The following is a 13,220-nucleotide window of genomic DNA, read 5'->3' on the forward strand; positions in this document are numbered from 1 at the left end:
GGCAGCATCGAGCGCCACCTGACCAAGTATTTTTCCGCCCAGGGCGACGACCTGCCGCCGCCGGGCCTGTATGACCGCATGCTGCGCGAGCTGGAAATTCCGCTGATCTCGCTCAGCCTGGCGGCCACGCGGGGCAACCAGATCAAGGCGGCCCATATGCTGGGCCTGAACCGCAATACGCTGCGCAAGAAGATCCGCGACCATAACATCCAGGTCATCCGGGGTCTGAAGTAACCACGGCCTGAAATAGCCCCGGAATCCGCATCAACCGGTCCCCCCGGACGGGTGCCGGCTGGCGGCGGCTGGGGTATGATCCGTCAATGGCCGGGTATCCCCGATTCACTCACGGTCACTATCCATGACCGACCAGACCCTCCCGACGCCCAGCGACCCTGGCGCGGCGGCCGACAGCCCGCGCCCGATTGCCCGGCTGGCCCGGCGCGCGGCCGACTGGCTGCGCCGCCCCAGCCTGATCCGCCAGCTGGAGATCGCGCTGGCCATCGCCGCCCTGGTGGCCGGCACGCTGACCTATCTGGCGATGACGCCGGGCGCCAACCGCGAACTGACGCCGCGCGACGTTCAGATCCTGCTGCTCACCGATCTGATCATTCTGCTCAGCCTGACCAGCCTGGTGGCGCGTCGCCTGGTGGTGCTGTGGATGCAGCGGCGCCGTGGCGTTGCTGGCTCGCGCCTGCATGCCCGCATGGTGATGATGTTTGCCGGCGTCACCGCATTGCCCACGGTGCTGATGACCCTGTTTGCCGTGCTGTTTTTCAATCTCGGCCTGCAGACCTGGTTCAGCGAACGCGTCAACTCGGCGGTCAGCGCCTCGGTCGCCATCGCCGAGGCCTATATCCAGGAGCATCGCAAGACCATCCGCGCCGATGTGCTGGCCATGGCGGTCGACCTCAACCGCGCCGCCCCCAGCCTGACCCGCAACCCCTATGCCTTCCAGCAGGCGGTGCGGCAGCTGTCGCGCATCCGTAACCTGGGCGAGGCCATCGTCTTTACCTCGACGGGTGAAATCCTCGCCCGCAACGAACTCAGCCTGCTGATGGAATTCGACCGCGTGCCGCCGCGCGCCATCGAGGATGCCAATGCCGGGCAGGTGGTGATCATCACCGCCGAAACCGACGACCGCGTGCGCGCACTGGTGCGGCTGGACGGCTATCTCGATGCCTATCTCTATGTCGGCCGCTATCTCGATGCCAAGGTGCTGGCGGATCTTGAGCGCACCCGTAACGCGGCGCAGCAATACAGCCGCCTTGAACAGGCCCGCGCGACGCTGGAAATCAATTTCGCCATCCTGTTCCTGCTGGTGTCGCTGCTGCTGCTGTTCGCCGCCATCTGGTTCGCGCTGCTGATTGCCAACCGGCTTGTGACGCCGATCAGCGAGGTGGTGACCGCCGCCGAGCGTATCCGCAGCGGCGACCTGACCGCGCGGGTGACCGAACGCTCCGACGACGACGAGATTTCCGCGCTGGGCCGCACCTTCAACCGCATGACCGGCCAGCTGGCGGCGCAGCAGTCCGAACTGATCGCCGCCAACCGCCAGCTCGACGAACGCCGGCGCTTTACCGAAACCGTGCTGGCCGGCGTTTCGGCCGGCGTGATCGGCGTCGATCCGCAGGGCATGGTGACGCTGCCCAACCCGTCGGCCCAGGCGATGCTGCAGCAGAGCTTCGACGACATGGTGGGCCGGCCCTTTACCGCGGTGGCGCCCGAAATGGCCGATCTGTTCCAGCGTCTGGAGCAGCGCCCGTCCGAAGGCGTCGAGCGCGGCCAGGTGGTGGTGCAGCGCGCTGGCGGCGTCCGCACCCTGCTGGTGCGTATCGCCCGCGAGGTGACTGGCAATGAACTGCTGGGTTATGTCGCGACCTTCGACGATGTCAGCGAGCTGATGGCGGCGCAGCGCAATGCCGCCTGGGCCGACATCGCACGGCGCATCGCCCATGAGATCAAGAATCCGCTCACCCCAATCCAGCTCTCAGCCGAGCGGCTCAAGCGCAAGTATTTGAAGGAAGTGCAGACCGATCCGCATATCTTTGCCGAATGCACCGATACGATCATCCGCCAGGTTGGCGATATCGGTCGCATGGTGGACGAATTCTCCACCTTCGCCCGTATGCCGCGCCCGGTCTATCGCGAGGAAGACCTCAGCCAGCTGGTGCGTCAGGGCGTGTTCCTGCAGCAGGTGGCGCGTCCCGATATCCGCTTTGATACCGACCTGCCGGCAACCCCGATCCGGGTCAGTGTCGATGCGCGCCAGCTCGCCCAGGTGCTGACCAACATCCTGCAGAATGCCGTCGATGCCATCGACGGCCGCGACCGTGCCACCGGCGTCACCCCGCCGCCGGGGCATATCTCGGTCGGCCTGCGGCTGAACGGCGCAGTCGCCGATATCACCGTGCTGGATAACGGCCGCGGCCTGCCGGAAGAAAACCGCGACCGCCTGTTCGAGCCCTATGTCACGACCCGCACCAAGGGAACCGGCCTTGGCCTTGCGATCGTCAAGAAGATCATCGAGGAGCATGGCGGCAGCATCACGCTGACCGATGCCACGCTGTTTGATCCCGCGCTGAAAAATGGTAGCTTGGCGCGCATTCACCTGCCGGGCGTCCTGCCCGGCGACACAATGGCGGAAAACGCCGCAACGCCAGAGAATACAGCTTCCGTTGCGACAGAATCACAGGCGACGGTGCGCAAGTTGTTAGGGTCGGGCAGTCATGGCGCGTGACATTCTCATCGTCGATGACGAGGCGGATATCCGCAATCTTATTGGCGGCATTCTGCAGGACGAGGGTTATGAAACCCGCATGGCCGGCGATTCCGATGGCGCGCTGCGCGAGATGGAGGCGCGGCGCCCGAATGCGGTGATCCTGGATATCTGGCTGCAGGGCAGCAAGCTGGACGGCCTGGAAATCCTCGACCGCATCATGCGCGAACACAGCACCGTGCCGGTGGTGATGATATCCGGTCACGGCAATATCGAGACCGCGGTATCGGCGATCAAGCGCGGCGCCTACGACTATATCGAGAAGCCGTTCAAGAGCGACCGCCTGCTGCTGCTGGTCGAGCGCGCGCTGGAACAGGCCCGGCTCAAGCGCGAGAACGAGGATCTGCGCCAGCGCTCGGGCAATATCGCCGAACTGATCGGTTCGTCGCCGGCCATGGTGGCGTTGCGCCAGGCCATCGACCGGGTGGCGCCGACCAACAGCCGCGTTCTGATCTCCGGCCCGGCCGGGGCCGGCAAGGAACTGGTCGCCCGGCTGCTGCACCAGCGCTCGCGGCGCGCCGGCGGGCCTTTCGTGGTGCTGAATGTCGCCTCGATGACACCCGATCGTATCGAGCAGCAGCTGTTCGGCTTCGAGGAAACCATCAACGGCCAGCGCCAGCACAAGATCGGCGTGCTGGAAGAGGCGCATGGCGGCACGCTGTTCCTCGACGAGGTGGCGGAAATGTCGCCCGAGGCGCAGGCCAAGCTGCTGCGCGTGCTGACCGAGCAGAGCTTCGAGCGCGTCGGCGGCCGCACCCGCGTGCAGGTCGATGTGCGCATCATTTCCGGCACTGTGCATGACCTGACCGCGCGGGTCGGGCAGGGGCTGTTCCGCCAGGATCTGTTCCACCGCCTCAATGTCGTGCCGCTGAAAGTGCCGGCGCTGCGCGACCGGCGCGAAGACGTGCCGATGCTGGCCAAGCAGTTCATCCACAGCGAGGCCCAGCGCCAGGGTGTGCCGGTGCGTGAGCTGGCCGAGGATGCGCTGCTCGCCCTGCAATCCGCGGAATGGCCTGGAAACGTGCGCGAATTGCGCAATGCCATCGCCCGCCTGCTGATCATGCTGCCGGCCGAGCAGAAGGGCGCGGCGATCCATGCCGACATGATGCCCTCCGATCTCGGCGCCACGCCGCCGGTGGCACTGCGACCGGAAACCACCACGGAAGTGATGGCGTTGCCGCTGCGCGATGCGCGTGAGATGTTCGAGCGCGAATACCTGCTGGCCCAGATCACCCGCTTTGGTGGCAATGTCTCGCGCACCGCCAGCTTCATCGGCATGGAGCGTTCGGCGCTGCACCGCAAGCTGAAGGCGCTTGGTGTTGTCACTCTCGACCGTAACGGTAGCTAAACATGAAAGTGATTGTCTGCGGTGCCGGCCTGGTCGGCTCCACCATCGCCCGTCAACTTGCCGCCGAAGGCAACGAAGTGACGATGATCGATGTCTCGGCCGAACGCGCCAACAAGGCGGCCGAGACCTATGACCTGCGCGCCATCGTCGGTCATGCCTCGCATCCCGACGTACTGGAACAGGCCGGCGCCTCCGATGCCGACATGCTGATCGCGGTCACGTTTGCCGACGAAGTGAACATGGTGGCCTGCGAGGTGGCGCATGCATTGTTCAATGTGCCGACCAAGATCGCCCGCATCCGCGCGCAGGGCTATCTGCGCCCGGAATGGTCGGACCTGTTCAACGAGAAGCATATCTCGATCGACTTCATCATCTCGCCCGAGATCGAGGTGGCGCGCGCCATCCATCGCCGCATTCTGACGCCGGGCGCCTTCGACATGATTCCCTTTGTCGGCGACAAGCTGCGCCTGGTCGGCGTGCGGCTGGATGAAGACTGCCCGGTGCTCAACACGCCGCTGCGCCAGCTGACCGCGCTGTTCCCCGATCTGGCGCTGAATATCTGCGGCATCATCCGCAATGGCGTCATGATGGTGCCCGATGCCGACGACCACCTTGAGACCAATGACGAGATCTATATCTGCGTGCTGTCGCAGCATCTGCCGCGCGCCATGCGCCTGTTCGGCCATGAGGAGCGCGAGGCCCGCCGCATCGTGATCTTCGGCGGCGGCAATATCGGACTCTTTCTCGCCCGTGAGATCGAGGCGAGCCAGCCTTCGGTGCTGCTCAAGGTGATCGAGGCCAATCGCGAACGCGCCGAGTTTGTCGCCAGCGCCCTGAAGAGTGCCGTGGTGCTGCATGGCGACTCGCTCGACCAGGAGATTCAGCAGGAAGCCAAGGTCGGCGCCGCCGAAACCATCATCGCGATGACCAACGACGATGAGGTGAATATCCTCACCTCGCTGCTGGCCAAGCGGGCCGGCGCCCAGCGCGCCATCACGCTGGTCAACAACCCGGCTTATGAATCGCTGATCGGCTCGCTCGGCGTCGATGTGGTGGTCAACCCGCGCTCCACCACGGTGTCGTCGATTCTGCAGCATGTGCGGCGTGGCCGCATCCGCGCCGTGCATTCGCTGCATGACGGCGCCGCCGAGGCGATGGAAGCCGAAGCGATTGAAACCAGCGCACTGGTCGGCAAGCCGCTGGCCGAACTGAATCTGCCCGATGGCGTGATGATCGGCGCCATCATCCGCGGCGAGACCGTCGAGATCGCGCGCGGCGACAGCGAGATCGAGGCCGGCAACCGCCTGCTGCTGTTCGTGCGCCGCGACGCGGTGAAGAAGGTGGAAAAACTCTTCGCCGTCCGCCTGGAATTCTTCTGATACAAAAATAACGAGGCTCTCCCCATGTCGCGTGTTGCTTACGTCAACGGTCAGTATGTGCCCTATGCCCAGGCGGGCGTGCATGTGGAAGACCGCGGCTTCCAGTTTGCCGATGGCGTGTATGAAGTGGTCGCCATCACAGATGGCGGTTTTGTCGATCTGGAAGGCCATCTGGTGCGGCTGGAGCGCAGCCTGGACGAGCTGCGCATCGATCACCCGATGACGCGCGCGGCGCTCAGCGTCGTGCTGCGCGAAACCGTGCGGCGCAACCGCGTGCGCAACGGCAGCGTCTATCTTCAGGTCACCCGCGGCGCGGCGAAGCGCGAATTCGCATTCCCGGCCGGCATCGCGCCGACCGTGGTAGCGATTGCCCGTCATCTCGACTGGAACAAAGCCGCCGCCAATGCGGCCAAGGGCGTGCCGGCGATCACGCGGCCCGATATCCGCTGGGGCCGCTGCGACATCAAGACCGTCGGCCTGTTGCCGGCCGCGCTCGCCAAGCAGGCGGCGAAAGAAGCCGGCGCCTACGAGGCATGGCTGGTGGATGACAAGGGCTTCGTCACCGAGGGCAGCTCGTCGAATGCCTGGATCGTCACCAGGGACAACGTGCTGGTGACGCGCGCACCGAGCACCGAGATCCTGAGCGGCATCACCCGCGCCGCCGTGCTGGAGCTGGCGAAACGCGAAGGACTGACGGTTGAGTTCCGCGCCTTCAGCGTGACCGAGGCGCAGGCGGCCAAGGAAGCTTTCGTTTCATCGGCGACCTCGTATGTGATTCCGGTGGTGACACTGGATGGCAAGCCGATCGGCAATGGCGGGCCGGGCGTGGTGGCGTCCAAGCTGCGCAGCCTCTATGAGGCCCATGCCGCCAGCCACAGCAGCGACTGGCAGGCACCGTTCATTGCCCCCTGACGATATCGCTCCGTAGAGGGCGCATTTCACAGCGTGACGGCCGTCACACTGTGACCGCTGTGTGGCTGCGGCGCGGCCCGATGCCGCAGTGCACGCCATTGTTTTGCCACTTTCCGTAATTAATGGTTTAATCAACGGGCGTGGGGCAGCGGCCGCCGCCCCCGCAGCACCGGTCCAGTGCGTTTTCTCGTGCGTATCTGTCGGTAGCTGTTAAAAAAACAAAATAAAGACAACAAGATAAGAAAAGAAAGGTCCACAACTATGGCCGCCGATAAGCCTCAGAACGTCCAGGACGTTTTCCTCAATCACATCCGCAAGACCAAGACCCCGGTGACCGTCTTCCTGGTCAACGGCGTGAAGCTGCAGGGTATCATCAGCTGGTTCGACAATTTCTCGGTGCTGCTGCGCCGCGACGGTCACATGCAGCTGGTCTACAAGCACGCGATTTCGACGGTCATGCCGTCCGGTCCGATCCAGCTCTTCGACCCGGCAGCGGCCGGCGAAAAGCCCGCTGCCGGGGAACAAGGCTGACCCAACCGGGTTTCCTCCCCAACCGATGCCCATTCATGGCGCATCGTGTAAGTTCGGCTGATGTCTGATTCCGACACTCTGGAAGACGAGCGCCCCAGAAAGGCGCTCGTCCTGCACCCATCCCTGAAATCCACCATGGCCAAGGCGAACCTGGCCAGGGCGGTAACGGCTGACCAGCGCCGTCGCCCCGAGGCACGGCTGGCCGAGGCAGTGGGCCTCGCCGCCGCCATCGACCTCGATGTGGTGCGCGCCGATGTCGTGCCGGTTGCCAGCTGGCGGCCCGCCACGCTGATCGGCCCCGGCAAGGTGGAAGAGCTTGCCGCCTGGATCGAAGAGAACCCGGTCGATGTGGTGATCGTCGATGCCGCCGTCACGCCGGTGCAGCAGCGCAATCTGGAAAAGGGCCTCAAGGCCAAGGTGATCGACCGCACCGGTCTCATCCTGGAAATCTTCGGTGCCCGCGCCCGCACCAAGGAAGGCCGCCTGCAGGTCGAACTGGCGCATCTGAATTACCAGCGCTCGCGTCTGGTGCGGTCCTGGACCCATCTGGAACGCCAGCGCGGCGGCTTCGGCTTCCTCGGCGGTCCTGGCGAAAGCCAGCTGGAAATCGACCGCCGCCTGATCGGCGAGCGCATCGCCCGCATCAAGCTTGATCTGGAGCAGGTGGTGAACACCCGCTCGCTGCATCGCCGCCAGCGCCAGAAGGTGCCCTATCCGGTGGTGGCGCTGGTCGGCTATACCAATGCCGGCAAGTCGACGCTGTTCAACCGGCTGACGCAATCCGAGGTGTTTGCCAAGGATCTGCTGTTCGCCACGCTGGACCCCACCATGCGCACGCTGCGCCTGCCGTCGGGCCGCAACATCATCCTGAGCGATACGGTCGGATTCATTTCCGAATTGCCGACCCATCTGGTCGCCGCCTTCCGCGCCACGCTGGAAGAGGTGATCTCGGCCGACCTGATCCTGCATGTGCGCGACCTGTCGCATCCCGACACCGAGGCGCAGGCCGCCGATGTGCAGGATGTGCTGGCCGCGCTGGGTATTGGCGACGGCAGCAGCCATCGCCGGCTGGAAGCCTGGAACAAGGCCGACCAGTTGCCGGCGGAGGCACGCGAAACCCTGCAGAACCAGGCCAACCGCCAGGATGATGTGGTGCTGATCTCGGCGCTCGATGGCTATGGCTGCGACACGCTGTTGCAACGTATCGATGCCATGCTGGATGCGGACCGGGTCGAGCTGGATGTGACGCTGGATGCTGGCGATGGCGCGGCGGTTGCATGGCTGCACCGCCATGGCGAAGTGCTGCAGATGCAGGAAAAAGACGGACACCTGACGCTCTCGGTGGCGCTGAGCCAGGCCGAGGCCGGCAAATGGCTGAAACGACAGGAAGGCAAAAGCGTATGACGGCAGTGAAGATCGATATGGATGCCGTGCGGCTGCTGATGGAAGAGGCCGCAGCCACCACCATCCTGCCGCATTTCCGCAAACTGAAGACCGGCGATATCGACCAGAAGGCCGGCCCGCATGATGTGGTCACCGTGGCCGACAAGGCCTCGGAGGATTTCCTCACCCCGCGGCTGCAGGCACTGATCCCCGGCTCCACCGTGGTGGGCGAGGAGGCCAGCAGCGCCGACGAAAGCATCATGGATGCGCTGCGCCGCCCCGGATATGCATGGCTGATCGACCCGATCGACGGCACTGCCAATTTCGCCGTCGGCAATGCGCTGTTCGCCGTGATGGTGGCGCTGGTGAAGGATGGCGATGCCGTTGCCAGCTGGATCTACGATCCGATCCGCGGCATCTGCGCCATGGCCGAGACAGGCAGCGGCGCCGTGATGCGCGAAGCCGATGGCGGCACGCGCAAGCTGCAGACGCCCAAGCCGCCATCGCTGGCACATATCTCGGGTGCGCCCAACCTGCGCTATGGCGACCGGGACTTCGCCGCGCGGATTGCGCACCGCATGGACAAGACCGCCGGCGTGATGATCCTGCGCTGCGCCGGCCAGGAATACCTCGCCATGCTGGACGGCCACTTCCATTACGCGGTCTATAACCGCGCCATGCCCTGGGACCATTCCGCCGGCTGCCTGCTGATCACCGAGGCCGGCGGCATCGCCAAACGCCTGAACGGTGATCTGTACCGCGCCGCCGACAAGCCGTTCAGCTCGCCGCTGGTGGCTGCCTGCGGCGAGGAACAATGGGGCTGGCTGAAGAAAGACATCTTCGACGCCTGATCCCGCCATGAAGATCCCGATGGATGCCGTGGGCGACCTGCTGCTGCAGGCCGGGCGCGACATCATCATGCCGCGCTTCCGGCGCCTGCGCGCCGAGGATATCGCCGAGAAGACCAGCCATCGCGACCTCGTCACCATCGCCGACGAGGAGGCGGAAGCGTTTCTCACCCCGCAGCTCGAGGCCATGCTGCCCGGCTCGCGTACCGTGGGCGAAGAGGCGGTCGGCCGCGATCCGGCCCTGCTGGATTTGCTGGGCCAGCCCGGCCTGCACTGGCTGATCGATCCGATCGACGGCACCGCCAGTTTTGCCATCGGCTGTGCCCTGTTCGGCTCCATGGTGGCGCTGGTACAGGATGGCGATGCCATCGCAAGCTGGCTGCTCGATCCGCCCACCGGCCGGCTGTATATGGCGCGCCAGGGCGAGGGCGCCTGGCTGCGCGAACCGGACGGTACAGTGCAGCGCCTGACCATGCCCCGGCCGCCGTCGCTGGCGCATCTGTCGGGCGTGGCGAATTACGGCATCAGCGACCGCACCCTGGCTATGCGCATGGCCTATCGCATCGATCAGACCGCCGGCGTGCTGAACATGCGCTGCTCGGGCCAGGAATACCCCGCCATGGCGCTGGGGCAGATTCACTGGGCGATCTATGGCCGCGGAATCCCCTGGGATCATGCGCCCGGAACGCTGCTGATTTCCGAGGCCGGCGGAGTCGCGCGGCGGTTGAATGGACAGCTCTACCGGGCCTGCGATCCGCCGGGCGGCAGCCCCCTGCTGGTGGCCTGCGGCGAAGAGCAGTGGAATTGGCTGAAAACCGGCCTTTTCGACCCCTGAATTCCGGGGGTAAAACACCCCCCGAAACGTTGCTGCGGCGACCCGCGACATGGTAGTTTCTGCGGCCTGATTCCAGGGCCGAATCCGGCCCTTTCGGGCGGCCTGATTCGCCCGTTTTCAGACCCCATTTTCCTCCAGTTCTGGACGCCAGTTTCGTGACCGAACAGCCGAAGCCTCCGCAGGATATCCAGCCCATCTCCATCGAAGTGGAGATGCAGCGCTCCTACCTCGGTTACGCCATGAGCGTGATCGTGTCGCGTGCGCTGCCCGATGCGCGCGACGGGTTGAAGCCCGTGCATCGCCGCATCCTCTATTCGATGCATGAAAACGGCTATCTGTCCGACAAGGCCTATCGCAAGTCTGCCCGCGTCGTCGGTGACGTGATGGGTAAGTATCACCCGCATGGTGACCAGTCGATCTATGACGCCATGGTGCGCATGGCACAGCCGTTCTCGATGAGCCAGCTGCTGCTCGATGGCCAGGGCAACTTCGGCTCGATGGACGGCGATAAGGCCGCGGCGATGCGTTACACCGAAATCCGCCTGGAAAAGGCGGCGGAAGCGCTGCTGACGGATATCGACAAGGACACCATCGATTTCCAGCCCAACTACGACGACAGCACGCAGGAACCCACCGTCCTGCCGGCGCAGTATCCCAATCTGCTGGTCAATGGCGCCAACGGCATCGCGGTCGGCATGGCCACCAACATCCCGCCGCACAATATGGGCGAGGTGATCGACGCCTGCTGCGCCTATGTCGACAACACCGACGTGACGCTGGAGCAGCTGCTGGAAATCCTGCCGGCGCCCGATTTCCCCACCGGTGGCATCATTCTCGGCCGCGCCGGCGCCAAGGCGGCGATGTGGACCGGCCGCGGCTCAGTGATCGTGCGCGGCAAGGTGCATTTCGAGGAGATCCGCAAGGATCGCGAAGCCATCATCATCACCGAGATTCCGTATCAGGTGAACAAGTCCTCGATGATCGAGAAGATGGCCGAACTGGTGCGCGCCAAGAAGATCGAGGGTATTTCAGATCTGCGCGACGAGTCTGACCGCGACGGCGTGCGCGTGGTGGTCGAGATCAAGCGCGACGCCATGGCCGATGTGGTGCTGAACCAGCTGTATCGCTTCACGCCACTGCAGAGCAGCTTCGGCGTCAACATGCTGGCGCTGAACGGTGGCAAGCCCGAACTGCTGAACATCAAGCAGCTGATCGCCGCTTTCGTGAACTTCCGCGAGGAAGTGATCCTGCGCCGCACCCGCTTCCTGCTCGGCAAGGCGCGCGACCGCGCCCATGTGTTGGTCGGTCTCGCCATTGCGGTGGCCAATATCGACGAGGTGATCAAGACCATCCGCGCCGCGCCCGATCCGCAGACCGCGCGCGACCAGCTGATGACCCGCGAATGGCCGGCCGCCGATGTGGCCGACATGATCGGCCTGATCGACGACCTGAGCCACAAGGTGATCGACGGCAAGTACAAGCTGTCGGAGACCCAGGCACGTGCCATCCTCGACCTGCGCCTGCAGCGACTGACCGCACTGGGCCGCGACGAGATCGGCGACGAGATGAAAAAGCTCGCCGCCGAAATCAACGAATATCTCTCGATCCTCGGCAGCCGCGACAAGCTGATGGGTATCCTGCGGTCCGAGCTGGTGTCGATGCGCGAGCGCTTTGCCATCCCGCGCCGCACCCAGATCGCCGAGATGGAATTCGAGCAGGATGACGAAGACCTGATCCAGCGCGAGGATATGGTCGTCACCGTCAGCTTCGGCGGCTATGTCAAGCGCACGCCGCTGTCGACCTATCGCCTGCAGAAGCGCGGCGGCAAGGGCCGCACCGGCATGAGCACCAAGGACGAGGATTTCGTCACCGGCGTGCTGGTGGCCAGCACCCATACGCCGGTGCTGTTCTTCTCCAATATCGGCCGCGTCTACAAGATGAAGGTCTACCGCCTGCCGGAAGGCACGCCGCAGTCGCGCGGCAAGGCCTTTGTCAACCTGCTGCCGCTGGCCGCGGGCGAGAAGATCACCGAGGTGCTGCCGCTGCCCGAGGACGAGACCAAGTGGAGCGAACTGCATGTCATGTTCGCCACCGCCAAGGGCTATGTCCGCCGCAACGACCTGAGCGATTTCGTCTCGATCAACGCCAATGGCAAGATCGCGATGAAATTCGAGGGCGAGGATGCCGACGACAGCCTGGTCGGCGTGCTGCCCTGCACCGAGCAGGACGATATCCTGCTGGCCTCCTTCGAAGGCAAATGCGTGCGCTTCCCGGTCGCCGATGTGCGCACCTTCCAGAGCCGGTCCTCGACCGGCGTGCGTGGCATGAAGCTGGCCGATGGCGACAAGGTCATCTCGATGTCGGTGCTGCGCCATATCGAGACCACGGCCGAGGAGCGCGAGGCCTATCTCAAATACGCCACGGCCCAGCGGCGCATCCGCGACGGCGAGACCGGCGTGGAACTGGTGTCCGAGCTGCCGACGGAGCGGATTGTCGAACTCCAGGCTGCCGAGCAGTTCATCCTCACCGTGACCGAGAAGGGCTACGGCAAGCGCAGCTCGGCCTATGAATATCGCATCACCAGCCGCGGCGGGTCGGGCATCATCAATATCGAGACCACCGCGAAAAACGGCAATGTCTCGGCGGCCTTCCCCGTCGAGCATGATGACCAGATCATGCTGGTCACCGATGGCGGCCAGGTGATCCGCTGCCCGGTGCATGACATTCGCATTGCAGGCCGCAACACCCAGGGCGTCATCATCTTCAAGCTGGGCGATGGCGAGAAGGTTGCGTCGGTCGCGCATTTGCCGGAAAGTGGCCCCAATGACGGTCAGGACGAAGGCGCAGGCGATAGTTCTGGCGAGGATGGCGGCGCGGCAGGGGAAACTGCAGGCGACACGCCCGAGTAATCTGGGGGAGAGCAGATGACCAGGCAGCGGATCGGATTATACCCGGGTACTTTCGATCCGGTGACCAAGGGGCATTACGACATCATCAAGCGCGCGGCCAAGCTGGTCGACAAGCTGGTGGTCGGCGTTGCCGTCAATGTCGGCAAGGGCCCGCTGTTCTCGATGGAAGAGCGCGTCGAGATGGTGCGCGAGGAAATCGGCCCTCTCATGCCCGGCGCCACCGAATTCGAGGTCAAGCCGTTTTCCAACCTGCTGATGCATTTCGCCATGGATCTGGGCGCGGTGATGATCATCCGCGG

The 13,220-nt window shown here is 64.6% G+C and carries 11 protein-coding genes; all 11 read left to right on the forward strand.

What is annotated here, in order from left to right; all coding sequences use genetic code 11:
* Positions 1-234, forward strand: a 234-nt coding sequence (locus AAG799_RS19375; RefSeq protein ID WP_341898492.1) for a helix-turn-helix domain-containing protein, incomplete at its 5' end; no start/stop codon positions are given.
* Positions 235-358: 124 nt separating this feature from the next.
* Positions 359-2,737, forward strand: coding sequence for a PAS domain-containing sensor histidine kinase (locus AAG799_RS19380; RefSeq protein ID WP_341898494.1), 2,379 nt, complete (start codon positions 359-361; stop codon positions 2,735-2,737).
* Positions 2,727-4,124, forward strand: coding sequence for a sigma-54 dependent transcriptional regulator (locus tag AAG799_RS19385; RefSeq protein WP_341898495.1), 1,398 nt, complete (start codon positions 2,727-2,729; stop codon positions 4,122-4,124). The genes AAG799_RS19380 and AAG799_RS19385 overlap by 11 nt, the downstream gene beginning before the upstream one ends.
* Positions 4,125-4,126: 2 nt before the next feature.
* On the forward strand, positions 4,127-5,503 hold the full coding sequence (gene trkA / locus AAG799_RS19390) for a Trk system potassium transporter TrkA (protein ID WP_341898496.1): 1,377 nt from the start codon (positions 4,127-4,129) through the stop codon (positions 5,501-5,503).
* A 24-nt stretch (positions 5,504-5,527) separates the two neighbouring features.
* A complete protein-coding gene (locus AAG799_RS19395; RefSeq protein ID WP_341898497.1) occupies positions 5,528-6,415 on the forward strand; it encodes a D-amino-acid transaminase in 888 nt (295 codons plus the stop codon).
* Positions 6,416-6,676: 261 nt separating this feature from the next.
* Positions 6,677-6,946 carry an RNA chaperone Hfq gene (gene hfq, locus AAG799_RS19400; protein WP_144069494.1) on the forward strand — a complete coding sequence of 90 codons (270 nt, stop codon included), beginning with the start codon at positions 6,677-6,679 and terminating at the stop codon, positions 6,944-6,946.
* Between the two features lie 60 nt (positions 6,947-7,006).
* A complete protein-coding gene (hflX, locus tag AAG799_RS19405) occupies positions 7,007-8,350 on the forward strand; it encodes a GTPase HflX (RefSeq protein ID WP_341898499.1) in 1,344 nt (447 codons plus the stop codon).
* Positions 8,347-9,180, forward strand: a complete 834-nt coding sequence (locus AAG799_RS19410; protein ID WP_341898500.1) for an inositol monophosphatase — start codon at positions 8,347-8,349, stop codon at positions 9,178-9,180. Before hflX ends, AAG799_RS19410 begins: the two co-directional genes overlap by 4 nt.
* A 7-nt stretch (positions 9,181-9,187) precedes the next feature.
* Positions 9,188-10,012 (forward strand): inositol monophosphatase family protein, encoded by an 825-nt coding sequence (locus AAG799_RS19415; protein WP_341898501.1) that lies wholly within the window; start codon positions 9,188-9,190, stop codon positions 10,010-10,012.
* Positions 10,013-10,167: 155 nt separating this feature from the next.
* Positions 10,168-12,921 (forward strand): DNA gyrase subunit A, encoded by a 2,754-nt coding sequence (gene gyrA / locus AAG799_RS19420; protein WP_341898503.1) that lies wholly within the window; start codon positions 10,168-10,170, stop codon positions 12,919-12,921.
* 15 nt (positions 12,922-12,936) lie between these two features.
* On the forward strand, positions 12,937-13,220 hold a 284-nt coding region (locus tag AAG799_RS19425; RefSeq protein ID WP_341898505.1), incomplete at its 3' end, for an adenylyltransferase/cytidyltransferase family protein.

The sequence above is a fragment of the Ferrovibrio terrae genome (genome assembly GCF_943371255.1).
GTDB lineage: Bacteria > Pseudomonadota > Alphaproteobacteria > Ferrovibrionales > Ferrovibrionaceae > Ferrovibrio > Ferrovibrio terrae_B.